19 protein-coding genes are annotated in these 25,287 nt (G+C 75.5%); 11 read left to right on the top strand and 8 right to left on the bottom strand.

Features of this window, described 5'->3' with window-relative positions:
• Positions 1-32: 32 nt before the first annotated feature.
• The 3 genes from DE149_RS08045 to DE149_RS08055 are packed head-to-tail and all read right to left on the bottom strand — an operon-like array spanning position 33 to position 5,089.
• Positions 33-1,106 carry an NAD(P)-dependent oxidoreductase gene (locus DE149_RS08045; protein WP_036336986.1) on the bottom strand — a complete coding sequence of 358 codons (1,074 nt, stop codon included), beginning with the start codon at positions 1,104-1,106 and terminating at the stop codon, positions 33-35.
• Positions 1,103-4,039, bottom strand: coding sequence for an alpha/beta fold hydrolase (locus DE149_RS08050; RefSeq protein ID WP_113914307.1), 2,937 nt, complete (start codon positions 4,037-4,039; stop codon positions 1,103-1,105). Before DE149_RS08050 ends, DE149_RS08045 begins: the two co-directional genes overlap by 4 nt.
• Positions 4,040-4,057: 18 nt before the next feature.
• The gene (locus tag DE149_RS08055; RefSeq protein ID WP_113914308.1) at positions 4,058-5,089 is read right to left on the bottom strand and encodes a 3-oxoacyl-ACP synthase III; all 1,032 of its coding nucleotides are present in this window, start codon (positions 5,087-5,089) and stop codon (positions 4,058-4,060) included.
• A gap of 270 nt (positions 5,090-5,359) precedes the next feature.
• On the opposite strand from DE149_RS08055, the gene DE149_RS08060 reads away from it, so the two are divergent.
• Genes DE149_RS08060 through cydC form a run of 3 tightly spaced genes read left to right on the top strand, consistent with a single transcriptional unit; the run spans position 5,360 to position 11,496 of the window.
• The gene (locus tag DE149_RS08060; protein WP_036314107.1) at positions 5,360-6,934 is read left to right on the top strand and encodes a cytochrome ubiquinol oxidase subunit I; all 1,575 of its coding nucleotides are present in this window, start codon (positions 5,360-5,362) and stop codon (positions 6,932-6,934) included.
• Positions 6,935-6,961: 27 nt separating this feature from the next.
• Positions 6,962-7,984 carry a cytochrome d ubiquinol oxidase subunit II gene (gene cydB / locus DE149_RS08065; protein ID WP_036314110.1) on the top strand — a complete coding sequence of 341 codons (1,023 nt, stop codon included), beginning with the start codon at positions 6,962-6,964 and terminating at the stop codon, positions 7,982-7,984.
• Positions 7,981-11,496 carry a thiol reductant ABC exporter subunit CydC gene (gene cydC / locus DE149_RS11915; protein ID WP_113914309.1) on the top strand — a complete coding sequence of 1,172 codons (3,516 nt, stop codon included), beginning with the start codon at positions 7,981-7,983 and terminating at the stop codon, positions 11,494-11,496. Before cydB ends, cydC begins: the two co-directional genes overlap by 4 nt.
• 10 nt (positions 11,497-11,506) lie before the next feature.
• Here the strand turns inward: cydC and DE149_RS08075 are convergent, their stop codons facing one another.
• The gene (locus tag DE149_RS08075; protein WP_036336994.1) at positions 11,507-14,113 is read right to left on the bottom strand and encodes a DNA topoisomerase (ATP-hydrolyzing) subunit A; all 2,607 of its coding nucleotides are present in this window, start codon (positions 14,111-14,113) and stop codon (positions 11,507-11,509) included.
• A 48-nt stretch (positions 14,114-14,161) separates the two neighbouring features.
• Here DE149_RS08075 and DE149_RS08080 point away from each other — a divergent pair, with 48 nt between their 5' ends.
• From DE149_RS08080 to DE149_RS08090, 3 genes are read left to right on the top strand one after another with little or no spacing between them, the layout of a single operon-like run.
• A complete protein-coding gene (locus tag DE149_RS08080; protein ID WP_036382814.1) occupies positions 14,162-16,891 on the top strand; it encodes a GNAT family N-acetyltransferase in 2,730 nt (909 codons plus the stop codon).
• Between the two features lie 57 nt (positions 16,892-16,948).
• Entirely contained in the window at positions 16,949-17,617 is a 669-nt protein-coding gene (locus DE149_RS08085) for a DUF5998 family protein (RefSeq protein ID WP_036382843.1), read from the top strand.
• Positions 17,614-18,795, top strand: coding sequence for an alkaline phosphatase family protein (locus DE149_RS08090; RefSeq protein ID WP_043279609.1), 1,182 nt, complete (start codon positions 17,614-17,616; stop codon positions 18,793-18,795). Before DE149_RS08085 ends, DE149_RS08090 begins: the two co-directional genes overlap by 4 nt.
• A 30-nt stretch (positions 18,796-18,825) precedes the next feature.
• Here the strand turns inward: DE149_RS08090 and sepH are convergent, their stop codons facing one another.
• Entirely contained in the window at positions 18,826-20,250 is a 1,425-nt protein-coding gene (gene sepH, locus DE149_RS08095; protein WP_020625074.1) for a septation protein SepH, read from the bottom strand.
• A 291-nt stretch (positions 20,251-20,541) separates the two neighbouring features.
• On the opposite strand from sepH, the gene DE149_RS08100 reads away from it, so the two are divergent.
• Positions 20,542-20,841: a DUF4193 domain-containing protein gene (locus DE149_RS08100; protein ID WP_002858157.1), complete on the top strand. Its 300-nt coding sequence runs from the start codon at positions 20,542-20,544 to the stop codon at positions 20,839-20,841.
• Between the two features lie 19 nt (positions 20,842-20,860).
• Here the strand turns inward: DE149_RS08100 and DE149_RS08105 are convergent, their stop codons facing one another.
• Positions 20,861-21,403: a DUF3093 domain-containing protein gene (locus tag DE149_RS08105; protein WP_020625075.1), complete on the bottom strand. Its 543-nt coding sequence runs from the start codon at positions 21,401-21,403 to the stop codon at positions 20,861-20,863.
• Positions 21,404-21,520: 117 nt separating this feature from the next.
• On the opposite strand from DE149_RS08105, the gene dut reads away from it, so the two are divergent.
• Genes dut through DE149_RS08125 form a run of 4 tightly spaced genes read left to right on the top strand, consistent with a single transcriptional unit; the run spans position 21,521 to position 23,818 of the window.
• Complete coding sequence (gene dut / locus DE149_RS08110) at positions 21,521-22,003, top strand: dUTP diphosphatase (protein ID WP_020625076.1); 483 nt, start codon at positions 21,521-21,523, stop codon at positions 22,001-22,003.
• Positions 22,000-22,776 carry a DUF3710 domain-containing protein gene (locus DE149_RS08115; protein ID WP_113914310.1) on the top strand — a complete coding sequence of 259 codons (777 nt, stop codon included), beginning with the start codon at positions 22,000-22,002 and terminating at the stop codon, positions 22,774-22,776. The genes dut and DE149_RS08115 overlap by 4 nt, the downstream gene beginning before the upstream one ends.
• Complete coding sequence (locus DE149_RS08120; RefSeq protein WP_020625078.1) at positions 22,773-23,090, top strand: OB-fold nucleic acid binding domain-containing protein; 318 nt, start codon at positions 22,773-22,775, stop codon at positions 23,088-23,090. The genes DE149_RS08115 and DE149_RS08120 overlap by 4 nt, the downstream gene beginning before the upstream one ends.
• A 23-nt stretch (positions 23,091-23,113) precedes the next feature.
• Positions 23,114-23,818 (top strand): DUF3159 domain-containing protein, encoded by a 705-nt coding sequence (locus DE149_RS08125; RefSeq protein ID WP_020625079.1) that lies wholly within the window; start codon positions 23,114-23,116, stop codon positions 23,816-23,818.
• Here the strand turns inward: DE149_RS08125 and DE149_RS08130 are convergent.
• Together DE149_RS08130 and DE149_RS08135 are read right to left on the bottom strand one after the other, a co-directional pair.
• Positions 23,770-24,483 (bottom strand): TrkA family potassium uptake protein, encoded by a 714-nt coding sequence (locus DE149_RS08130; RefSeq protein WP_020625080.1) that lies wholly within the window; start codon positions 24,481-24,483, stop codon positions 23,770-23,772. The genes DE149_RS08125 and DE149_RS08130 overlap by 49 nt on opposite strands.
• Entirely contained in the window at positions 24,480-25,181 is a 702-nt protein-coding gene (locus DE149_RS08135) for a TrkA family potassium uptake protein (protein ID WP_020625081.1), read from the bottom strand. Before DE149_RS08135 ends, DE149_RS08130 begins: the two co-directional genes overlap by 4 nt.
• Between the last annotated feature and the right edge of the window lie 106 nt (positions 25,182-25,287).

Genomic DNA, 25,287 nt, shown 5'->3' on the forward strand with positions numbered 1-25,287 from the left:
GCCGTTTCCCGAACGAAAGCCCTGGGCGGACGTCAGCGGTCGCGGTAGTACGCCGCGACGCGGTGCAGGCCCTCGTCGATGCTCACGGTCGGCGTCCACGCGAGGACCTCACGGGTGCGACGCTGGTCGAACCAGTGGGCGGTCGAGAGCTGCTCGGCGAGGAACTCGGTCAGCGGCGGCTCGCCGTCGTCGGAGCCGACGCCCCGGGACCGCAGCCCGAACAGATCCCGCTCCCACGCCCGCTCGATCAGGGCGCCGGCGCGCCGGGCCAGGCCCGCCGGGACGCGGCGTTCGGGCTCCGCGGCGCCGCCCGCCAGCGCGATCTGGCGGATCAGCTCGCCGACCGGTCGCGGCTCGCCGTTGGTGACCACGAGGGCCTCGCCGTGGTGCACGTCGGCCGCGGACACAGCCGCCACCACGGCCTCGACGGCGTTGGCCGTGTACAGCGTGTCGACCAGGGGAGCGCCCGTGCCGAGCACGGGCATTCGCCCGGCCCGCGCGCGCTGCACGATCCGGTCGGTGAGCTGCAGGTCCCCGGGCCCCCACATCAGGTGGGGGCGCAGCACCAGGACGCGGAAGTCGTCGCGGTCGGCGGCCAGGGCCAGTCGCTCGCCGGCCGCCTTCGTGCGCGCGTAGGGTCCGCGCGCGTGCTCGGGGCTGGCGGCTCCGGCGCCCTCGCCGACGATGGAGTCGCCGGCGTGCGCCACGGAGGGGGAGGAGACGTGGACGAAGCGTCGCACGCCGTGGCGCTGTGCGGCGTGCAACAGGATGCGCGTGCCCTCCACGTTCACGGCCTCGTACTCGTGCTCGGGGCCGGACACGGACACCTTCGCGGCCACGTGCACCACGGTGTCCGCGCCGGTCAGGGCCTCCTCGACGGCGGCCGGGTCGGTCACGGACCCGCGCACGTCCCGCGCACCGGGCACGCCCGACGGACGCCGCTGCAGGGTGGTCACGTCGTTGCCGGCATCGGCGAGCACCCGGGCGACGCCCGCACCCAGCAGCCCCGAGGCGCCGGTCACCAGGACGCGGCGCGACGCGAGGCGCTCGACGAGGTCGGGCATCCCGGCGGCGTCGAGGCCGACGTCGTAGCCGAAGCCGCTCACAGCGCACCCACCTTCCCGCCGGCGAGCACGGCCTCCGCCCAGTCGGCCACCCGGGCGCGGTCGATCTTGGAGTTGTGCCGGATGTCCGTGGGGATCTCATCGGCCACGAGCACCGCGGCCACCGGCAGCGGCTCGAGGGCCGCGCGCACGGCGGAGGCCAGCGCGGTCGGGGCGAGGCCCTGCTTGGGCCGGCCGTCGCGGTGGTGACCTGGGCGCCGCGCCGGGCGCGTGGCCGGCACGGCCGCCTCCACGACGACGACCACGGCCTGCGTGCCCCGGGGCCCGACGCCGACGACGGCGCTGCGTCGCACCGGCCCGAGCGCGTCGACGGTCTTCTCGGGCCCACCCGGACCGACCGGCCCGTCGGGCGTGGTGATCACGTGCTGGAGCCGACCCTCGAGCCAGACGCGGCCCTCGGCGTCGAAGTGGCCGACGTCGGCGGTGCGGTGCCACACCCGGCCGTCCCGCCGCCACAGCCCGTCGCGCTTGCTCTGCTGGTCGGTGTGCCAGAGCGCGTCGTAGCGGTCCTTCAGGTGGGGGGCGCTGACCACGATCTCGCCGAGGACGCCGTGGCCCCGCGCGGGGTCGAGGATGACGTCCTCGGCGCTGCCGTCCTCGAGCAGCGGCGCGATGGCCAGGGACACCGTGGGCAGCGCGGAGCCCACGCAGACGCCCTCGTCGTCGGCGGTGCGCAGGCGCTGCACCTCGGCGCCGTCGATGTCCGTGAGCAGCAGCCCCTCGGTCATGCCCCACGGCGTGTGGACCCGGGCGTTCGGCATGAGGTCCGAGACCTGACGCATCAGCTGCGGGTGCACGGGGGCGCCGGCCGAGAGCACGAGACGCACGGCGTCGAGCGCCTCGCGCCGGGGCGCGTCGAGGCCGTCGGCGGTCGCGACCACGTTCGCCAGGGCGGCGGGGGAGGCGAACAGCACACTCGACTGCCCGGCGATCGCGGCGTCGGCCAGCTTCTGCGCGGTGAGGGTGGCCGGCTGGGTGACATCCATGTCCGGGGAGACGGACGCGGCGCCGAGGGCGGGTCCGAGCAGCGCGAACGGGGCGAAGCCGGCCAGCAGGGAGCCGCCCGGGCGGATGCCCAGGGTGCGGGAGATCAGCGCCACGAGGCGGCCCAGCCGCTCGTGCGTGTACACGACGCCCTTGGCCGGGCCCGTGGAGCCGGACGTGAACAGCACCGCGGCGTCCGCGTCCAGGGCGGGCTCGGGCAGCACGGTGCCGTACTCGTCGACGGCGTCGCCCGCAGCCGGGTCGCGGTGGCGGTCCACCATCGCGTAGAGCGAGTCGGAGACGTCGAGCAGGCGGCGCTGGGCGGCGCCCGGCTCGGTCACGGAGATCCGGGTGCCCGGCCAGGACTGGGCGCGGGCCAGCGTCAGACCGGGGGTGCGGCCGATGATCCACCGGGGGCGGGCCGACTTCATCGCCCGGGTCATGCCCTTGACCCCGAGGCCCTGGTCCGCCACCACGGCGACGGCGCCCACGCGCAGCACGGCGTACAGGGCCGCCGACAGGTCGCGACCCGGCGGCACGAGCATGGCGACCCGGTCGCCCGGCCGCATGCCCGCGGCCCACAGCCCGGTGGCGATGGCCGAGACCATCTCCTGCAGCTCGCCCCAGGTGACGGCCACGGGTCGGCGGGCGGTGCCCACGAGCGAGCGGCCGGCCTGGGCGCCGGCCATGTCCACCAGCGCGGTGTACTCGCGGTGGTCCGAGCCGGGGGCACCCCAGTCGCGCAGGTGGTCCCAGAGCCGGACCGCGCCGGGCTCGCGGGCTCCGGGCTCCTCCCCGAGGTCCACGTCCAGGCCCGGGTCGGCGGCCGCGTCGGCGGTGGCGTGCGGGACGGGGCCCGGCAGCCCCGAGGCGGGGTCGGAGAGCTGGCCGCCGCGCAGCAGCTGGGCCCACTGCAGCAGGGGCGCGGTGATGTCGCGGTCATCCACGAGCAGGTGCCCCGCCCCCTCGTAGCGGTGCACGCGCGCGTGGGGCAGGCGGTCGCGGAGGTCGTCGAGGTAGCGGTCCAGGAAGACCGGGTCGTCGGCGCCCCACAGGATCAGGGCGGGCACATCGGTGCGGCCCAGGGCGGCGAGGTCCTCGCCCACCCGCTGCAGTTCGGGATGGCTGCCGTGGCCGGGGTCGGCCGGGATGTCCGCGACGAAGCCGCCGACGCCGCCGCGTCGGGCCGCCGTGTCGTAGGGCAGGTGGTAGGCGGCCCGGGTCTCGCGGTCGAGGGCCGGGGTGGCGAGGGAGGTCGTCACGGAGAGGAAGGCGTCCGTGGTGACGGTGGAGGCCGGCAGGACGGGCCCGGCGAGGGCGGCCTGCAGCGGGGCGGGGATCGGCGCCCCCTCGGGCTGGTGGACCGCGGTGTTCAGGGTCGCGACGCCGGCCACCAGCTCCGGATGACGCGCCGCCCAGCCGAGGGACACGACGCCGCCCCAGTCGTGGCCGAGCGTGATCAGCGGGTGGCCGGTGGCTGCCAGGTCGCGCAGCCCGAGAGCCGCCAGCAGCGCGTCCAGGTCGGCGATGCGGCCGCCCAGCGTGCGGTAGGTGTCGCCGGCACGGCCCATCGACGCGGCGGACGGGTAGCCCGCGTGCGCGAGGCGCTCGGAGAAGCCCATGTCCAGCTGGTCCGGCGCCACGACGCGCCACGCGGCCATGCCCCGGCGTGCCCGGCGCACGGTCTCCGCGAGCAGGGACCGCCACAGCCAGGACCACGTCGGGTTGCCGTGCACCGCCACGATCGTGCCGACGATCTCCGCCCCGGCCGCCGCGAGCACGGGTCCGGTGTCCGCCACGTGCAGCGTCCGCACGGTCCCCTCCGGGTCCGCGGCGGAGCGGATCTCCACGAGGCGGGACCACGCCGGGTCCCAGCCGGGCAGTCGGTCGGCCGGCGGCAGGGCGGCGGGGGCGGCGGGGATCTGGGGCATGGCTCTGGCTCCTTCAGCTCACCATTCGATCTCGAGCATCGCGGTGTTCAGGCCCGAGCCCACGCCCAGGCAGACCACCGTGTCCCCGTCCTCCAGGGCGTCCATCTCCCGCACGAGGGTGATGGGCAGCGACGCCGGGCCGACGTTGCCCAGCGTGGGGAACGTCGTCGGGATGCGCGCCGGGTCCAGGTGGGCGGACTCCGCGATCGCGTCGGTGTGCATCTGCGAGACCTGGTGGGTGATGAACCGGTCGGCCTGCGGCCACGCCCACTCCGCCGGGACGTCGTGCCACGCGTCCATCACGAGCTCGAGACCGTCCTTGAGCAGGGCGGTGGAGTCGGTGTACATGCCGTGGTGGTCGCCCACGCACAGGCCGTGGTGGTCGGTGCCGGCGCGGGTGATCCCGCGGACGATCCGATGGGCGTCCGGGTGGTCCTCGATGCGGCCGACGACGGCGGCGGCGGCCCCGGAGCCCAACGTCAGGGACGCGAACTGCTCCATGAAGTTGCCGCGGTGCGTGGTCTCGGCGTGCAGGTTGGCCACGGTGGCGGCCTGCACCTTCGAGGCGTCCTCGGCGGCGACCACGACCGCGTAGTCGATCTGGCCGGCGTCCACCAGGGTGGAGGCGAGCATGAGGCCGTTGACGAACCCGAGGCACGCGTTCGTGATGTCGAAGTTGGTCGCCGAGGTGGGCAGCCCCATGAGGTGGTGGATCCGCACGGCCACGGAGGGCTCGAGCGTGGCCCGGGTCACCGACGTGTTCACGAGCAGGCCCACCCGCTCCCGGGGGACGCCGGCCTGCTCCAGGGCCGCGATGCCGGCGCGCGCGGCGGCCTCCTGGAAGTCCTCGGTCTCGTCCCAGTTCCGTCGGCTGCGCACACCGGCCACCCGCTCCAGGAGGGAGCCGGGCAGGCGCAGGCGGGTGAGCACCTCCGCCAGCTGGTCGTCGAGGTCCTGCGAGGTGACTTCGACGGGGGCCTCCACCTCGGTGACCGCCAGGAGGGCGGCGCGGGAGTACTCGTAGCTGGCGTTGCCGGACACGTTCGTCACCAGGACCAATCTGCGGGGGTCGGGGAGGGGGCGCTCACCTGCGGTGAGACGACAGCCCACTGTATCGGAGGGGTCGGGCGGGGCGCCCGTCGGAGGCCTCGATCGGCCCGAGGCGAACAGGGTCGCCTCGGCCGGGACAGTCCGCGGACACGGTCAGGGCGTCGTCGGCCCGGCGCCGTCCGGCGATGTCACGACGTCCGACGGACTAGGGTGGTGGTATCCAGCGACCGCGTTGTCGCGGTCGAACGCCTGTCTCAGGAGCGCAGCCTCGTGGATCCCCTCGAACTCGCACGGTGGCAGTTCGGCATCACCACCGTCTACCACTTCCTCATGGTCCCGCTGACCATCGGACTCGGCCTCGTCGTCGCCGTCCTGCAGACCCTCTGGGTCGCCACGGGCAAGGACCACTACCTGCGGATGACGAAGTTCTGGGGAAAGCTGTTCCTGATCAACTTCATCATGGGCGTGGCCACCGGGCTGGTGCAGGAGTTCCAGTTCGGCATGGCCTGGTCGGAGTACTCCCGGTTCGTCGGGGACGTCTTCGGGGCGCCGCTGGCCCTCGAGGCGCTCATCGCGTTCTTCCTGGAATCGGTGTTCCTGGGCATCTGGATCTTCGGCTGGGACCGGATCCCGCGCAGACTCCACCTGGCCGCCCTGTGGTGCGCGGTGCTGGGGATCAACCTCTCGGCCTACTTCATCATGGTGGCCAACGGCTTCATGCAGCACCCGGTGGGCTATGAGGTCGTCGACGGCCGCCCGGTGCTCAACGACCTCGGCGCCGTGCTGACCAACCCGATCGTCCTCACCCACTACCCGCACACCATCTTCGGTTCCTGGGCCGTGGCCGGCGGCTTCCTCGTGGGGATCGCCTGGTACCACCTGTGGAAGCGCCGCCGGGACGGCATCGACGTCGTGGACGAGGCGGGCCGGGTCGTCGTCGGCGACGCCGGCACCGCCGCCCGGGACCGCACCGACCACCGCGTCTGGCTCACCTCGCTGCGCGCCGGGGCGGCCGTCGCCCTGATCGGCTTCGTCGGCACCGCATTCTCCGGCCATGCCCAGGCCCAGCAGATGATCCACTTCCAGCCCACCAAGATGGCCGCCGCGGAGGCCGCCTGCCACGACGGCACCGCGTTCTCCGTGCTCACCCTCGGCGATGTGCGCTCGGGTGGAGCGACCACCTGCGAGGACGTCCAGGGCGTGATCGAGGTGCCGGGCCTGCTCTCCTACCTCGCGTACGAGGACTTCACCACGCCGGTGCGCGGCATCAACACCCTGCTGCCGGAGTTCGAGCAGAAGTACGGCACGCACCTGCCCGACTCCGAGCTCTACGGCGACCGCGCCGGCAGCGAGATCTCCTATCTGCCGCTGATGGAGGTCACCTACTGGGGATTCCGGCTCATGATCCTCTTCGGCGGACTCGGCGCGCTCGCGGCACTGGGCGCGCTGTGGTTCTCCCGCCGCGGCACCGTCCCGGCCTCCCGTGGCTGGATGCGCCTGGCCGTGGCCTCGATCGGGGCGCCGTTCGCGGCGAACATGACCGGCTGGGTGTTCACCGAGATGGGCCGGCAGCCGTTCGTGGTGTACCCGAACCCGGCGATGGGCGTGGATCAGGTGTACATGTTCACCGCCGCGGCCGTCTCGCCCGGGGTCACGGGTGAAGAGGTCCTCGTGTCCCTGATCGTCCTGGTCGGGATCTACGCGGTGCTGCTGGGCGTGGAGGTCTTCCTGCTGACCCGGTTCGTCCGCGGCGGCGTCCCGGCCGCCATGCCGGAGCTCACCGCCGCCGAGCACTCCGATGAACAGAAGCGCGACCGCGACGACGTGCTCGCGTTCGCCTACTGACCCGCTCGCAGAGAGGACAGCACGACCATGGCTGAGGTCCTTCCCGTCTACTGGTACGTCATCATCGCCGTGCTCTGGCTCGGCTACCTGGCCCTCGAGGGCTTCGACCTCGGGGTCGGCATGCTCGTGCGCTTCTGGGCGCGGGACGAGCCACGGCGCCGGGTGCTGCTGAACATCATCGGCCCCGTCTGGGAGGGCAACGAGGTGTGGCTGATCACCGCCGTCGGAGCGATGTTCGCGGCCTTCCCGTTCTGGTACGCGGCGGTGTTCTCCACCCTGTACCTGCCGATGCTCGTGATGCTGTTCGGTCTGATCCTGCGGGCGGTGTCCATCGAGTACCGCGGCAAGGCCGCCACCGACGCCGGCCGGGAGATCTGGACCTGGACCCTGGGCATCGGCTCGTTCCTGGCGGCCTTCATGGCCGGCGTGCTGCTCGTGCTGACGACGACCGGCCTGCCGCTGGACGCCAACGGGGACCGGGTGGGCGGCCCCTTCGTGTGGGTGACCGGCCCGGCGCTGCTCGGTGGTCTGGCCGTGGTCGGCTTCTCCCTGGCGCAGGCGTGGGCGTTCATCGGCCTGAAGACCGACGGCGCCCCCCGCCGGTCGGCCGCCCGCTTCCTGTCCACGTGGACCCCGCTGGCCGTGCTGCCGCTGCTGGTCTGGGCAGGGCTCGTGGTGGCCCGCGGCGACCGCCCGTGGACCTGGGCGCTGCTGGTGCTGGCCGTCGTGGCGGTGGCCGCGTCGGTGGTGGCCGCCCGGGCCGGCCGCGAGGGCTTGGCCTTCACGTCCCTGACGCTGGTTCTGGTGCTGGCGTGGACGGCGATCATGGTCACCCAGTACCCGGTCGTGCTGCCCTCCACGGTGGACCCGCAGTTCAGCCTCACCGCTCAGCTGGCCTCCTCCGGCCCGTACACCCTGGGCCTGATGGCCGTGATCTCCCTGATCTTCGTGCCCATCGTGCTGGCCTACACGGGGTGGTCCTACTGGATGTTCCGCCGCCGTCTGGCCGACACCCACATCCCGGAGGCCCACCTGGTGGAGCCGCTGTGAGCCCCAGCCGCCCCGCCGCCCCGGCCGTCGAGCGCTCCGCCTCGGCGGCCGGGCCGCCTCCGGGCCCGACCCGTCGGGCCCGGCCCCCGATGACCCCGGCCGCACTTCGGGCCCTGCCGGCCCTGCTGGCCCTCGCCGTGCTGCGCGCGCTCGGCTGGATCCTGCTCGCCGAATCCCTGGCCCGGCTGATCACCGGCCTGGCGATGACCCTGGACCCCGAGGACTCCGCCCGGCTGCTCGACCTGCTGTTCCACCCGCCGGCCCCCGTGGGCCCTGTGCCCGCCGCGCAGACCCTGAGCGGCCCCGTGCTGCTCGGGGCGGCCGGGGTGGCCCTGCGTGCCCTGGCGGAGGCGGGGCAGCGCGTGGTGGGCCGCCGCGCCGCGCTGGGGGCCCAGCAGCAGGTGCGGGCCGCCGTCGTCGCCCAACGGCTGGCCGCCGCCGACGGCGGACGCCCCCGTTCCGGCGCCGATGCCGTCCTGGTCACCCACGGCCTCAAGAGCCTGGACGACCACTACACCGAAGCCCTGCCCGCGCTGGCCGCCACCGCCGTGGTCCCGGCGGCCCTGGGCGTGTGGATCCTCACCCACGACCTCGTCTCCGCCGTGGTGGCCGCCATCACCCTGCCCCTGGTTCCCCTGTTCATGATCCTGGTGGGCCGCCACACCCAGGAGCGCATCGATGCCGCCCAGGACGGGCTCGACCGGCTGGCCGGGCACCTGCTGGAGCTCGCCCGCGGCCTGCCGGTGCTCGTCGGACTCCACCGGGCCGGCGTCCAGCGCCGCGCTCTGCAGGAGGTCTCCCAGCGGCACCACGCGGCCACGATGGTCACGCTGCGCACCGCATTCCTCTCCGGTCTCGCCCTCGAGCTGATCGCCTCCCTGTCCGTGGCCGTCATGGCGGTGTTCATCGGACTGCGCCTGGTGAACGGGCAGATGGCGCTTCTCGACGGCCTGGTGGTCCTCATCCTCGCCGCCGAGCTCTACCTGCCGCTGCGGGAGGTCGGCGCGGCCTTCCACGCCTCCGAGGACGGCCGCGAGGCCGAGTCCCGCGCCCGGGCCGCGGCCGACGCCCCCGTCCCGGCCCCCGTGCTCGACACGCTCGGGCCGGCCTCCGGGCCGGACCGGGACGGCGGCGTCCTGGTGCAGGACCTGAGCGTCCGGATGGCCGGACGGCAGGTGCTCGAGGGTCTCGACCTCACCGCGCCCCCGGGGCATCTGACCGCCCTGGCCGGGCCCTCCGGCACCGGCAAGTCCACCGTCCTGCGTCTGCTGGCCGGCCTGCTGCGCCAGGACGCCGCCGAGGCCACCGGCCGGGTCGCCGGAGTCGACCCGGAACGCACCCTCTGGCTCGGGCAGCACCCCGTGCTGACCGAGCGCACGGTCGCCGGCGAACTGGACCTGGCCGCCGGGGGTGCGCTGCCCGGTCCCGTTCGCTCCGCCGTGCTGGCCGCCGTGGCGCTCGAGGGTCTCCAGGAGCGGGACCCGGCCGATCTGAGCCCGGGGGAGTGCCGGCGGGTCGCGGTCGCCCGCCTCCTGGCCCGCCTGCACGCCGCGGACGGGACCGGCCCGTGGCTCGTACTCCTGGACGAGCCCACCGCCCACCTGGACGGCGCCGCGGCCGCCGTCGTCGCCGAGACCCTCGCGGCCTTGCCCTCCGGTGCGGTGCCCGGGCTGAGCACGCCGCAGTGCACCGTGCTGGCCGCCTCCCACGATCCCACCCTGCTGACGGCCGCCGACGCCATCGTCCGGCTGGCCCCCGGCGCCGGTCCGACCGCCGGATCCCCGGCCACGGCGGAGCCGGTCGCCGCCGCCCAGGGGCGTGCGCGGCCGGAGCCGGTCACCCCGCGACAGGTCTCGCTGCGGGCCGGACTGCGGCTGCTGCCGTGGCGGCAACCGAAGCTCTGGGCCGGCATCGGCTGGGCCGCCGGGACCCACGTGTCCGCGGCACTGCTGGCGGCACTGTCCGGCTGGCTGATCGTCACCGCCTCGACGCGGCCGCCGGTGCTCTACCTGCTGGCCGTGATCGTGCTGGTGCGCGGGTTCGGCCTGTCCCGGGCCGTGTTCCGCTACCTGGACCGGCTGACCACCCACGACGCCGTGTTCGGCTGGGCCACGGAGCTGCGGCTGCGCCTGTGGGACGCGCTGGGCCGTCAACCCCGGCTGTGGGGGCGGGTGGGCCGGACCGACGGCGCCCTGTCCCTGTTGGTCTCGGACGTGGACGCCTTTCGGGACGCGGTGCCCCGGGTGCTCGTGCCTGCCCCGGCGGCCCTGCTCGCCTGGCTGGCCACCGCCGCCCTGACCTGGGCGTTGGCCCCGGAGCTGGCGGTCGTGGCCCTGGTGCCCGGGGCGGTCGCCCTGGTGGTGATCCCCGCGCTGGTCGCCGTCCTGGACCGCCGCCAGACCGCGGCCCAGGTGCGAGGGCAGGGCGCGCTCGTCGACCGTGTGGCCGCCGTGCTGAACGCGGCCGGGGACCTGCGCGGGCTGGGGCTGACCGAGCCTGCGCTGAGGGGACTGGCGGTGCTGGACGACCGGCTGCAGCGTCCCCGCCGTCGGGCCGCGTGGGCCGCCGGCGGGGGCCGGGCGCTGGCGGTCGCGGCCTCCGGGGGGATCGCGGTGGCCGCGGCGGCCGCGGCGGCCCACACCGGCACCTCAGCGCCCGTCGCGGCCCTGGTGGTGCTGCTCGCACTCTCCTGGGCCGAGCCCTATGGGGCGCTGGCCGCCGCCGCCCAGCACTGGGGCACCCTGGCGGATCGGGCGCGGGCGACCGGCGAGCTGCTCGGCCCGGAGGAGGGCGGAGCTGCCGCGGCGCCGCCTGAGCCGGCGGAGGCCGCAGAGCCGGAGGCACGGGTGTGCCGCCTGCGCCTGGTCGAGGCCGCCTTCGCCCACCCCGGTGCGCCGCCGCTGTGGACCGACCTGGAGCTCGACCTGGCCCCCGGGGACGTCGCCGTCGTCACCGGGCCCTCCGGATCCGGGAAGTCGACCCTGCTGGCCGTGCTGCTGGGCTTCCTGCCCCTGACCGCCGGCCGGTACACGCTCGAGACCGTGCCCCCGACGCCCCAGCCGGACCCGGTCCGCCCGGACGCGACGGCGCTGGCCCGGGTCGCCTGGACCCCGCAGGACGCCCTGATCTTCGACTCCACGGCGCGCGGCAACCTCGCCCTGGCCCGCGGCGTCGCGGACGCCCCGTCCGACGCAGAGCTCACCGCCGCGCTCGAGCTGGTGGGACTGGGTCCGTGGCTGGCCGCGGCACCGCAGGGCCTGGACACGCGCGTCGGCCCTGGCGGGCAGCGGCTCTCGGGCGGGCAGCGTCAACGCCTGGCCGTGGCCCGGGCTCTCGTGGCCCGCGCCGATGTCGTGCTGCTGGACGAGCCGACCGCACACGTGGACGCCGACGAGGCACGCGCCCTCATCACGGATCTGCGCCGGGCTCTGGCAGACAGGATCGTCGTGATCGTCACCCATGACGGCAGGCTGCTCGAGGACGGTGACGTCCCTGTGCGGGTCGGTTGCTGAGGCCCCCTGATCAGTCCGCGGACACGGCCACGGCGTCGTCCTCGGCGGGCGGGGCCGAGACGAGGTCGGGGGAGGCGCCGGCACCGACGGCCTCGATGCGCTGGTCCACGGGCACGCCCGAGCCGTCCCGACGCCCGTACTCGATCGGCAGCGCGCGGGCCACCCCGGCCCGCGAGGCCGCGAGCGCGGGCGCAGCGCCGATCCAGCCGAGCTCGAGGCCGCTCTCGCCCTTGAGCAGCCGGTGGGCGCGCACGCCGCCGGTGCCGCGGCCCTTGGCCGGATACTCCCCGAGCGGCGTGACCTTGACGGAGCCCGGGGCGGAGCCGAGCACGTCCGCCTCGCCGTCCGTCACGGTCACCACGACGGCGGGCCGTGGGTGGGCGGCGGCGTCCGCACCGGTCTCGGTGAGGGAGGCGGCGGGGGCCACCCCGAACGCGAGCACCGTGTCCCCGGCGGCCAGCCGGATGCCCGCGACACCGCCGCCGGCCGGGCCCTGGGGGCGCACGGCGGAGGCGGCGTAGCGCAGCAGCTGGCCGGTGCGGGTGAGGAAGACGAGCTGGTCGGCCTCGTCCGGGGCGGGGGCGGCGCCGACCACCGCATCGCCGTCCTTCAGGGCGACGGCGTCGACGACCTGGCGGTTCAGGGGCCATTCCGGCCGGACGCGCTTGACGACCCCGTGGGCGGTGCCCAGCGCCAGGACGGCGTCCAGGGGGACCAGGGCCACGAGCGTCTCGCCCTTGGCCAGGGGCACCAGCTCCGCGGCGGGGACGGCCGCGGTCATCGCGGGGGCCGCGGACGGCTCGCCGGCCACCGGCAGGTCGACCGCCTGGAGGCGGTGCAGCGCGCCGGCGGAGGTGAGGGCCCCGATCTCACCGCGGGCCGTCGTCGGGACCACGGAGGCGAAGGCGTCGTGCTTGCGGCGCCGGCCCTGCGGGGCGATCGGCGTGCGGTCCGCGGTGCGCAGCAGGCGTCCGGAGGTGGAGAGCAGGGCCCAGCACGCCGTGTCCGGGACCATCAGGTCCGCCCCGGCCTCCGCGGCGCCGGCGGGGGTGGGCCCGGACGGTGCGGGCCCGGCGGCGGGGGCCGCGGCGGTCTCGGCCTCGAGCAGGACCGTGCGCCGGTCGTCGCCGTGCTCGTCGGCGACGGCCTGCAGCTCGGCCGAGACCACCTCACGCAGCCGCGCGTCGGAGGCGAGGATCGCCTCGAGCTCGGCGATCGCGGCCTGCAGCTCGTCGCGCTCGGCCTCCAGCTCGATGCGGGAGAATCTCGTCAGCTGGCGCAGCCGCAGCTCCAGGATGTGGTCGGCCTGCACCTGGGTGAGGTCGAAGACGCCCATGAGGCGGGTGCGCGCGGCCGTGGTGTCGTCCGAGGAACGGATGATCTCGATGACCTCGTCGATGTCCACGAGCGCCAGCAGCAGGCCCTCGACGAGGTGGAGGCGGTCGCGGTGCTTGCCGAGGCGGTGCCCGGTGCGGCGCCGCACCACGTCCAGACGGTGGTCCACGTAGACCCGCAGCAGGGGCAGCAGGCCCAGGGTCTGCGGCTGGCCGTCGACGAGCGCGACGTTGTTGATCCCGAACGTCTCCTCGAGCGGGGTGTGCCGGTACAGGGCGGCCAGCACGGCCTGGGGGTTGAACCCGGACTTGAGCTCGATCTGCAGGCGCAGCCCGTTCTTGCGGTCCGTCAGGTCCACGACGTCGGCGATGCCGCTGAGCTTCTTCGCGTCGACGCCGGCCTTGATCCGCTCGATGACCTTCTCGGGGCCCACGCCGTACGGCAGCTCGGTGACGACCAGGCCGGTGCGCCGCGCGGAGACCTGCTCCACGGCGACGGCGGCCCGCATGCGGAACGTGCCGCGGCCGGTCGCGTAGGCGTCGCGGACGCCGTCGAGCCCCACGATCCGGCCGCCCGAGGGGAGGTCGGGGCCGGGGATGTGGGCCATGATCGCCTCGAGGTCCGCCTCGGGGTCCGCGAGCAGGTGGCGCGCGCCCGCCACGACCTCGCGCAGGTTGTGCGGGGCCATGTTCGTGGCCATGCCGACGGCGATGCCGGTGGTGCCGTTGACGAGCAGGTTGGGGTAGGCGGCGGGCAGCACGGCCGGCTGCTGGAGCTGGTTGTCGTAGTTGGGGACGAAGTCCACGGTGCCCTCGTCGAGGTCCGCGGTGAGCGCCAGGGCGGCCGGGGCCATGCGGGCCTCCGTGTAGCGCGGGGCCGCGGGGCCGTCGTCGAGCGAGCCGAAGTTGCCGTGCCCGTCCACCACGGGCAGGCGCAGGGAGAACGGCTGGGCGAGGCGGACCATCGCGTCGTAGATCGCGGCGTCGCCGTGGGGGTGCAGCTTGCCCATCACCTCGCCCACCACACGGGCGGACTTCACGTGGCCGCGGTCCGGGCGCAGGCCCATGCGGGACATCATGTAGAGGATGCGCCGCTGCACCGGCTTGAGGCCGTCGCGCGCGTCCGGCAGGGCGCGCGAGTAGATCACCGAGTAGGCGTACTCGAGGAAGGACGCCTCCATCTCCTCGGAGACGTCGACGTCGACGATGTTCTCCTGCTCCAGCGGCAGCGGGCGCGGGGCGTCCTGCTCGGCGGGGCGGGAACGGGATGAACGGGCCATCATGGTGGTCGGGGAGTCCTCACGGCGTCGGGGATTGTCTACAGTGATCCTATGGGTGAGACCGAAGCCGTCCGCGGATATCCCTCCCACTGGGAGGCCGATGTGGTGCTCCGTGACGGTGCCACGGCGCACCTGCGGCCCATCTCGCCCGAGGACGCCGCCGAGCTGCAGCGCATGCACGCCGGGCAGTCCGAGAACTCCATCTACCTGCGCTACTTCACGTACAAGTCCGAGCTGAGCGCCAAGGACCTGGACCGGTTCACCCACGTGGACCACCGGGACCGGGTGGCGTTCGTGATCACCCGCGGCGGCCGACTGCTCGGCGTGGGCCGCTACGACCGCTACGGGGACTCCGACGCCGCGGAGGTCGCCTTCAACATCTCCGACGCCGCGCAGGGCCGCGGACTGGGCTCCATCCTCATGGAGCACCTCGCCGTGGCCGCCCGCGAGAACGGCATCCGCCGCTTCACCGCCGAGGTCCTGCCCGAGAACCGCAAGATGCTCTCGGTGTTCCAGGAGTCCGGCTTCGAGGTGACTCGCCGCTTCGAGGACGGCGTCGTGGCTGTCGAGTTCCCCATCGACCCCACCGCCCGGTGGCGCGCCGTCGTCGAGTCCCGCGAGCACCGCGCCGAGTCCCGCAGCGTCGCCGAGCTGGTCGAGCCCGCGTCCGTGGCCGTCGTCGGCGCCTCCCGCGATCCGCAGGCCGTCGGCTCGCTCGTGCTGCGCCACGTCCTCGAGGCGGGCTTCACGGGAGCCGTCCACGCCGTGAACCGCGCCGCCGAGGACGTCCAGGGCCTCACCGCCCACCGCTCCCTGGCCGACATCGGCGAGCCGGTCGACCTCGTCGTCGTCGCTGTGCCCGCCGACGAGGTCGAGGCCCTCATCCCCGAGGCCGCCGCGGCCGGGGCCCAGGGCCTCGTGGTCCTCACCTCGGGCTACGCCGACGCCGGCGCCGAGGGGCTCGAGGCCCAGCGCCGCCTGGTCTCCCTCGCCCGCGCCCACGGCATGCGCGTGATCGGCCCGGCCTCGGCCGGCCTGGTCCGCACCGACCCCGCGATCCGCCTCAACGCCTCCCCGTCCCCGGGCCTGGCCCAGCGCGGCCCCGTCGGGCTGTTCAGCCAGTCCGGCGCCGTCGGCGCCATGGTCTCCGCCGGCGTCAAGCGCCGCGGGGTGGGGATCTCCACCTCGATCAGCGCCGGCAACCGTGCGGACGTCTCGGGCAACGACGCCATGCAGTTCTTCGAGGCGGACCCCCACACCGCCGCCGTCGGTGTGTACCTCGAGTCGTTCGGCAACCCACGCAAGTTCTCCCGCATCGCCCGGCGGCTCTCCCGCACCAAGCCCGTCGTGGTGGTCCGCTCCGACGTCACCGGGCGCTTCCTGCCCCCGGGCCACGAGACCCGCACCACCCAGGCCCCCGAGGGCACCGTGGACTCGATGCTCGACCAGACCGGCGTGCTCGAGGCCCACACGCACGAGGCCATGCTCGACATCCTCATGGCCGTGGCCAGCCAGCCGCTGCCCACGGGCCACCGCGTCGTCCTCGTGGCCGACTCCCTCGCCCTGGACCGGCTGGGCCGCGACGCCGCGGCCGAGGCCGGGCTGGAGGTCACGGCCACCGTCGGCCTCGTCGGCAGCGAGCAGGGCATCGCCCCGCCCGCCGAGACGCTGGTCTCCGCCGTCCGGGACGCCGTCCGCCACGAGCAGGCCGACGCCGTCGTGGTGCTGGCCCGCCTCGGCCTGCACCAGGCGGACGACGAGCCGGAGCGACTGGCCCACGCCCTCGCCGACGCGACCCGGGACGCCCGCATCCCCGTGCTCGGCTGCCTGACCGACGTCGTCTCCCCGCGCTACCGCGGGGCCACGCTCGGCGCCGCCGGTCCCGTCGACGACGACGCCGAGCCCGGCTCCCTGCAGCCCGGTCTGCCCTTCTACCCGTCGCCGCAGCAGGCCATGACCGTGCTCGGCGCGCTCGCGGACTACGTCCACTGGCGCCGCCAGGAGGTCGGCGAGCCGCTCGAGCCGACCGGCCTGCACCCGCACGAGGCCGAGGAGCTCGTGGAGGCGGCCGCCGCGCGTGCCGAGGGCACCGAACTCGTCCGGCTCTCCGACGAGGAGACCGAGACGCTGCTGGGCCACTACGGGATCACCGTGCTGCCCTCGGCCCGGTTCGAGACCGCCGACGAGGCCGTGGCGGCCGCCGAGCGGCTCGGCTTCCCCGTGGCGCTCAAGGCCGTGGACCCCCACCTGCGGCACCGACTCGACCTGGGCGGCGTCCGCCTGAACGTGGTGGACGCCGACTCCCTGCGCCGCAACGTCGAGCACATGCGCCGTCTGCTCGCGCCGTTCGGCGTGCGCGAGCTCGAGGTCCAGGCCATGGCCCCCGCCGGCCAGGCCTGCATGCTCACGGCGCTCGAGGACCCGCTGCTGGGCCCCGTGGTCTCCTTCGGCATCGCCGGCGACGCCACGGACCTGCTGGGGGACTGGGTGCACCGCGTGCCCCCGCTCACGGACCGGGACGTGGCCCGCATGGTCCGCGCCCCCCGCGCCGCCGTGAAGCTGCGCGGCACCGGCGGGGTGCCCTCCGTCAACCTCGCCGCGCTGGAGGACCTCGTGGGCCGCGTCAGCGTCCTCAAGGACGACCTGCCGCAGGTCGCCCGCCTGCGCTTCGCGCCCGTGCTGGCCGCCCCCGAGGGCGTGACGGTGCTGCAGGCCGAGGTGCACGTCGCCAACGCGGCCCGCCGCACCGACTCGGCCCGGCGCGCGCTGCGCGGCCGCTGACCGGGCCGTCCACAGCGGGCCCGGACGGCCCGGCACCGGACCCGTAGCATGGGGGACATGAGCCCGTTCCGCAGGAGTCACGAGCCCGGCCGTCCCGACCACCGCCCCGACGCCCCCGAGGCCGAGGGCCGGCAGCGCGAGGCCCGCACCCTGGACGGCAGCGGCGGCCTCGACGCCTCGCTCGTCCGCGCCGGCTTCTACCCGGACCTCGTGGCGCACGCCATCGCCGTCGAGCTCGAAGGCCGCACCCCGGACGCGCACCTCGTCCACGTGGACACGCACTTCGACTACGAGGAGATCCACCGGCACATCACGGCCCTCGTGCTCGCCGGGGACACCCTGCTGGCCGTCCACCTCGACGACCACGCCGCCGACCCGGCCGGCCAGGCGGTCCTCGCCCAGGTCTCCACCGAGATGGTCCCGGTCCGCGCCCTCGGCTCCGTGGTCCTGACCACCGGCCACGCCGACCCCGCCCGCTTCCGGCCGTCCGACCCCGTGGCCGAGATGACCCTCGGGCTGATGTGGGCCGGAGGCCAGCGACTGGACCTGCAGCCCGCCGGCTGCGCCGACCCCCAGTGCGACCTCGACCACGGCTACACCGGCACCGCCACCCGCGAGGACCTCGTGATCCGCGTCGCCGCCGACGCCGACGGGCAGGGGGCCGTCGACGGCGCCCTGGCCTTCGCCCGGGCCCTGCGCCGCGCCCACCTGGCGGCCACCACGTGACGGGGCCCGCCCTCCCCGCGGGCGTGGTCCCCGCCGACCGTGCCCTGCGCTCCGTCCTGACCTCCGCCGCGGCCGCCCTCGGTGTCCCGGGCTGTGAGAACGCGCTCGCGGTCCCGGCGGGCCGCCGCGTGGTCGTCGCCCTGGTGGACGGCCTCGGACGGTCCCTGCTGAAGCGCTTCGGCGGCCACGCCCCCACGCTGCGCTCGGCGATGGCCGACGGCGGCCGCGTCCTCGAGGTGGCCGTGCCCACCACGACGGCCGCCTCCCTCACGAGCCTGGGCACCGGGCTGGACGTCGGGGAGCACGGCGTGGCCGGCTACGACGTGCTCGACCCGGACCGGGACGTGGTGATCAATCAGCTGGGCGGCTGGGACGAGGCCACCGACCCGGTGGGGTGGCAGCCGAAGCCCACCGTGTTCGAGCGCGCCGCCGCGGCCGGCGTGGACGCCGTCACGGTCTCGCTGCCCGCCTTCGAGCGTTCGGCCCTGACACGGGCGGGGCTGCGTGGCGGCCGGTTCGTGGCCGGTCGCACCCTGATCGCCCGCGCCCAGGCCGCCGAACGCGTGATGAAGGACGCGCGCGTGCCCACGCTCGTCTACTTCTACGTCAACGAGCTGGACAAGGCCGGCCACCGGGACGGCGTGGGCTCGGAACGGTGGCTGCACGCCCTCGAGGAGATCGACGCGGCGGTGCGGCGCCTGGTGGACCGCGTGCCCGCCGGGACGGTGGTGCTCGCCACCGGCGACCACGGCATGGTCGACGTGCCGCCGTCGCGCCGCGTGGACTACGCCGCCCTGGACGAGGCCGGGGAGCTCGCCGACCCCGCGCTGCTCGAGGGGATCGCGCACACCGCGGGGGAGCCCCGCCTCGTGCAGCTGCACTTCCGGTCCGACGCGGGTCCGGACGTGCGCGCGAGGGTGCGGCGCACCTGGGCCGAGCGCTACGGGGCGCACGCGTGGGTGCTCACGCGGGACGAGGCCGTCGACGCCGGCTGGTTCGGCGCCGTCGTCGAGGACCGGGTCCGTGCCCGCATCGGGGATCTGCTCGTCGCCGTGCACGGGGATCTGGCCCTCTACGACGGCCGGCGGGTGCCCCCGCACGCCTTCGAGATGGTGGGCCAGCACGGCGCGCCCACGCGCGCCGAGCGGGAGGTCCCGCTGCTCACCTGGCACCGCTGAGCCCGCCCCGCGGCCGGGGCCGGGCCGGGGTCAGTCGCCCTTGCGGCCGAAGACGATCTCGTCCCAGCTGGGCACGGACGCGCGGCGAGCGGCCGAGCGGGCCCGGGGGCGCGGCGTGACGGTCGGCATGGCAGGGCGCGCGGCACGCTCGCGAGGCGCGGGCTCCGCCCCCTCGTCCTCGACACCCGCGTCCGCGACGTCTGCGGCAGTGTCCTCGGCGCGGTCGGTCTCGGCGGCCGGTTCCGGCGCGTCGACGACCGGGGCGTCGTCGGCGGTCGTCAGGGCCCCCTCGGCGTCGACCGGGGCGAGCCGCTCGGGCGCCTGGGCGGCCTCGCGCCGACTCCGGTCCTGGTGCTCGCGAGCGATCAGGTGCGCGAGCGCGTCGTCCGACTCCAGGTCCGCGCCCACACGCTGACCCCGGCGCACCCGCAGGATCTCCAGCAGATCGGCGTCGCGGTCGGCGGCCGGGGAGTGCGCACCCGCGGGGGTCACGGCGTCCTCGGCGTCCACGTCGTCCGTCACCGGTTCGGCCGCGGGGGCGCGGGGGACCAGGTCCCAGGCCTCCGCCTCGGACAGGGCGCGGGCCCAGGCGTTCTCGGGTTCGAGGTGGCGTCCGGCCGGGCGGAACGTCCAGAGCGCCGGCGGCTCCTCGCGGGTGGGCAGACTCCTCGCACCGGCCACGGCGAACCGGGCGGCCACGGTCCAGCCGGCCTGGTCCTCGCGCCACGCGTCCCACTCGAGGCTCGCCTCGTCCACGCCCAGCTCGGCGAGCCGGTGCGCGGCGAGCTCGCCGAGCGTGGTGGGGCCGCCGTCCTGGACGAGGTCCGAGTAGAGGTCGGGCCCGCCGACCCAGACCTCGACGGCGCGGGCCTGCCGGGCGATCCAGTCGCGCTCGGCCAAGACGGGGTGACCGTAGGTGCGGATGCGCGAGAACGCGTTCCCGCTCTCCCGGGCCACCTGCTCCACGGAGGCGCCCGCACGGATGCGCTGCTGGATCTCCCGGGGGGTGAGGGGCACGGCCTCCTGGGTCGCGGCGGCCTTGACGGACTCCTGGTCGGTCAGCGGCGCCGGGGTCGGTCCGTCCGCGGTCGAGTCGTCGGCCACGGGCCGCGGGTCGATCCGCGGGGTGAGCGCGAGGTCCTCGTCCGGCCGGGCCGGGCCGGAGGGCGCCTCGGGAGCCCGCTCGTCCTCCGCCGCGGCATCGTCGGCGTGCGTCGCCGCGTCCACCGGTCCCTCGGCGTCCTCGTCGTCCGCCCCGGGGACGTCCATCTCCGTCATGTCGTGCCAGGCCGCGGGGCCGTCCTCGGCCGGTCGCCCGTCCTCGGGCGCGGCGCCCTCGATGACCAGCCGGCGCAGATAGGGGGAGAGGGGGAGCGTGTGCTCCTCGCCCTCGGGCCCCGACAGGCGCAGCGCGTCGCCGTCCTCGGTGGGTCCGGTCAGTCGCAGCTCTGCCATGGCGGTGGTCCCTCCCACATCGTGTTCTGGTCACCGGGCATGCGGACGCCCGGCCGGGCATGCCCCGATCCTAGCCGCCGTGCCGCAGACCACGGCCCGGGCGAGGGACGAGCGCCCGCGCGAATCCGCCCTGGGCGAGCGTGCCCGACAACATTTGGCACGGGTTCGGGCATGGTGCACAATCTACGCGCAACGGCGCAGGCCGGTGACGCGTGGTCCGCCCACGACGCCGCCCGCGCAGTGCCGGCACCGGTCCCGGTGCCGTCCCCCACCAGCGGAGCGTGAAACCCCATGGCCACTGACTACGACGCCCCTCGCAAGAACGAGGAAGAGCTGAGCCAGAACTCCATCGAGGAGCTGAAGGCACGGCGCACGGACACCCAGTCCGCCGTCGTGGACGAGGACGAAGCGGAGGCCGCCGAGGGGTTCGAGCTGCCCGGCGCCGACCTCTCGGGTGAAGAGCTGATGGTGCGGGTGCTGCCCGCCCAGTCGGATGAGTTCACCTGCGCCTCCTGCTTCCTGGTCCGCCATCGCTCGCAGGCCGCGCGTGAGAAGAACGGCCTGATCTACTGCACCGACTGCGAGGGCTGAGCCCCCGCCGCCGGGGCGGTCAGCGGCCCTCGGCCGTCCCCTCCTGCCGGGCCATGGTCCCGCCGAGGGCCGCGACCAGCTCCTCCGGACGCCGGGTGCTGGTCAGCCAGTAGGGTGTGCGGTCGCGCTCGTCGGTCAGCTGGATCCGCACGACGGGCGCGATCCAGCCGCGCACGTTCACGAAGGCCAGCCCGTGCAGCAGCGGGCCGCGCTGGGCCCGGGCGTCCTCGCCGCGATACCCCGTGACCTGACCGACGTGGTGCCGTTCGATGCTGGCGCGGCCCACCTGGAGGGTGCGTTCGCGCACCACGATGCGCGGGGTGGTGGCCACCAGGATCAGGACCTCGACGGCGAAGAACGCGACGGCGGCCGCGATGCCCACCCCGAGGTCGATCGGCGCGAACACGAGTATCGTCAGCGCCGCCAGCATGAGCGCCACGGCCCAGACCCCCGGGGAGGGCGTCAACCGCTCCTCGAACAGGACCGGATCGGGTCCCGCCGCGGCGCCCCCGGGGGCGCGGCGGGAGGCATCGGCGACGGGGTGCTGCTGGGGATCACGCATGGGTCCCAGCTTCCCACATCCGGACTCCGGTCCCGCCGCGCGGCACCGGCGAGGGCGCCCGCCCGGCCGCCTCGACGCGGCCCCGGGCCGACGGGTGCTCGTGTAGGGTCGGGCCTCGTGACCGACTCCGCCGAGCTGCCCGTGCCCCTGCACGCCCTCGATCCGGGCCTGGCCCCGCCCGCCTACGCGCAGCCGGGCGACGCGGGCGCGGACCTGCGCACCGCCGTCGACGTGACCCTGGCCCCGGGAGAGCGCGCCCTCGTGCCGACCGGCGTGGCGCTGGCCATCCCGGAGGGCCACGCGGGGTTCGTGCACCCCCGCTCGGGCCTCGCGGTCCGCCACGGCCTGAGCGTCGTCAACGCCCCCGGCACCATCGACGCCGGCTACCGCGGCGAGATCAAGGTGCCCCTGATCAACCTGGACCCGACGGAGCCGATCGTGCTGCGCCGCGGCGACCGGATCGCCCAGCTCGTGCTGCAGCCGGTCGTGCGGGCCCGCTTCGAGCCCGTGGACGCGCTGCCCGACTCCGAGCGCGGGGCCGGCGGCTTCGGCTCGACCGGCGGCTTCACCGCCGACAACACCCCTGGGAGGACGTCGTGATCTTCGGACGCAACCGCACCGTGCGCCACGAGCAGGTCAGCCTGCCGGCCGAGCTGCTGGAGGAGCGCGACCTCGAGATCGCCGCCGCGCCGGAGGCAGCCGACGTCGGTCCGCACGACGTCGCCACCCGCCCGGATCCCGCCGGCATGATCGACCTGGGGTCGCTGCGCCTGCGGGCGGTCCAGGGCATGAAGCTGCGCCTCGACGTCGAGGACGCGACGAAGCGGATCGTCGCCGCCACCGTCAGCCTCGGCCGCTCGGCGCTGCAGGTCCAGGCGTTCAGCGCCCCGCGCCGCACGGGCCTGTGGGACGACCTGCGCGCCGAGCTGCACGACTCCCTGTCGACCACCGCCCACGCGACCGTGCAGGAGCAGACCGGCCGCTTCGGCATCGAGATCCTCACGCGCGTGCCGGCGGCGCTGCCGGACGGCTCGCCGGGGTGGAACGTCGCCCGGTTCGTGGGCGTGGACGGTCCGCGCTGGTTCGTCCGCGGCGTGTTCCACGGCGAGGCCGCCTTCCAGCCGGAGGCCGCCGAGCCGCTGGAACAGGTGTTCTCCGACCTGGTCGTGGTGCGGGGCGACGAGCCGCTCCCGCCGCGCGAGCTGCTGCCCCTGCGTCCGCCTCCCAACGCGCGCCCGCTGCAGCGTCGCCGCCCGGCCCCGGACGAGGGCCGGGACGTGCTCGCGGACACCGCCACCGGCCCGGGGGACGGCGCGGCACCGGGGGCCACCGCGCTGCCCGAGCGCGGTCCGGAGATCACGGAGACCCGGTGAGCCCCGCCGTCGCAGCCCGCCCGACCGGCGCCGCGGGCCGCATCGAGCGCCGCGGCGTCATCGCCTCCGTCACACTGCCCGGCGCGGACGAGGCGACCGTCTTCCGCGCGGTCTTGGCCGACCGCCTGCCCGCGCCCGGGAGCATGGCGCCCGCGGAGACGCTGCAGCTGGTCTGGCACGGGCGGCGCCGCGTGCCCGGTGTCATGCCGGGGGAGTGGCTGACGGTCCGCGGCCGCGTCACCCAGATGGACGGCGTGCCCACCCTGCACAACCCCGAGTTCGACCTGGTCGACGCGCCCGAGGCCACGCGCTGAGCACGGCCCCGAGAGGAGAGCCCATGACCGAGCCGCGTGGCCCCGTCACCGCCGCCCCGGACGGGGCCGGCCCCCTGCCGTCTCGAGCCCGCCTGGACGAGCGCGGCCGCCTCGACGCGCTGGGCAGCGTCGGTGGCTGGCGCGGCATCGTCGAGGCCTCCCTGCCCACCCTCGTCTACATGGTCGGCTACGTCGCCACCCAGCAGGTGTGGCCCTCCGGCGTGGCGGCCGTCGCGGTCGCACTCGTGCTGGGCGTCGCGCGCCTCGTCCAGCGCCAGTCGCCGGTCCAGGTGCTGGCCGGCCTCGCCGTCGTCGTCCTGTCCGTCGTGGTCTCCCTGACCACCGGCCAGGCCCGCGACTACTACCTGTGGGGCTTCGTCACCAACGCCGCCTACGGCCTCGCGTTCGCGGTGTCCGTCCTCGTGGGCTGGCCCGCGGCGGGCCTGGTGCTCGGCCTCGTGCGCGCCGAGGGCACCCGCTGGCGGGCCCACCGGCGTCGGCGCCGCGCCTACGCCGCGGCCACCTGGATCCTCGTGGCCGTGTTCGCGCTGCGCCTGGCGGTGCAGGTGCCCCTCTACCTCGGGGACGCCGTCACCGCGCTCGGGGTGGCCCGCCTGGTGATGGGCCTGCCGCTCTATGCCCTGGGGCTCTGGCTCGCCTGGTCCGTCAGCTCGCCCGGTCAGGACGACGGCGTGCCGGCGGACTCCGCCGCCTCCGAGCGTCCCTGAGCGCGGCCCTCGCCGACGAGGAGGCGACGCAGGGCCGGCTCGGCGGAGCCGGCGGCCAGGAAGAAGAGCTCGTCGCCCACCTCCAGGACCTCGTCCGCCGACGCCTGCCGGGGGGCGCCGTCGCGCACGACCGCCACGAGCGGAGCCTCCTGCGGCCAGGACACGGTGCCGATGCGCCGGCCCTCGAGCCAGTGCTTTGCCGGGACCCGGAACTCGGACAGCGCCGCGCCGCCGGCCTCCAGCCTGAGCAGGCGCACGAGGTCCCCGGTCTCCACGGCCTCCTCCACGAGCGCCGTCATGATCGAGGGGGTGGACACGGCCACGTCCACGCCCCACGACTCGTCGAAGAGCCAGTCGTTGAGCGGGTTGTTGACGCGAGCCACGGTGCGGCCGACGCCGAACTCCGAGCGGCTCAGCAGGGAGCACACGAGGTTGACCCGGTCGTCGCCGGTCGCCGCGACGAGCACGTCCGCCTCCAGGGCGCCGCACTGCTCGAGCACGGTCAGGTCGCACGCATCCCCGAGGACGAGGCGTGCGCCGCCGACGTCGGCCTTGCGGGCCGCGTCCGTGCGCGCCTCGACGACGACCACCTCGTGGCCGTGCGCGTGCAGCTCCCGCGCGATGGAGGCGCCCACGGCGCCGGCTCCGGCGATGACGGCCCTCATGCCCGTCCCTCCTCGTCCTCGTCCGTGCCGTCCGGCACGCGTGCCTCGCCCTGCAGGGCGGCCTCCACCTGGTCCCGGCGGTCCACCGGGTAGACGGCGTGCAGCACGTCGCCCTCCTGCAGGCGGTCGCCCGGCCGGGGCAGCTGGCCGTCGCCGAGCCGGGTGAGGTAGGCGATGCGCATCCCCACCGTGGACTCGACGTCGGTCAGCCGACGGCCCCACCACGAAGAGTGGGGGACCAGCTCGGTCACGAGCAGCCGGCCGGAGGCGTCGCGGTGCTCCGCGTCGGCGGTGCCGGCCGGCAGCAGCCGGTGCAGCACCTGGTCGGCCGTCCACTGGATCGAGGCGACCGTGGGGATGCCGAGGCGCTGGTACAGCCGGGCCCGGTCGGCGTCGTAGATGCGCGCCACCACGTGGTCCACGTGGAAGGTCTCGCGGGCCACGCGGGCGGCGATGATGTTCGTGTTGTCGTCCGCGGTCACGGCCGCCAGGCCCTGCGCGCGGTCGATGCCGGCGGCGAGCAGCGCGGAGCGGTCGAAGCCCACGCCGGCCACGAGCTCGCCGGAGAAGCCGGGGGCCAGCCCCTCCACGGTCCGCGGGTCGCGGTCCACGAGGGCGACGCCGTGACCGGCCGCGTCCAGCGCGGCCGCCAACCGGGTGCCCACCCGTCCGCCGCCGACGATCACGTAGTGGGCCATGCCCGTCCCTGCCTCTCGTGCGGTGCTCCGTGCGCCGGGGAGCCGACGCGCGCTCCATCCTCGCATCCGGCGGGCACGTCCGGGAGCATCCGCGTCGCCGCGGCGT

Origin of the sequence: Micrococcus sp. KT16 (genome assembly GCF_003315015.1) — a bacterium.
Taxonomy (GTDB): domain Bacteria; phylum Actinomycetota; class Actinomycetes; order Actinomycetales; family Micrococcaceae; genus Micrococcus; species Micrococcus luteus.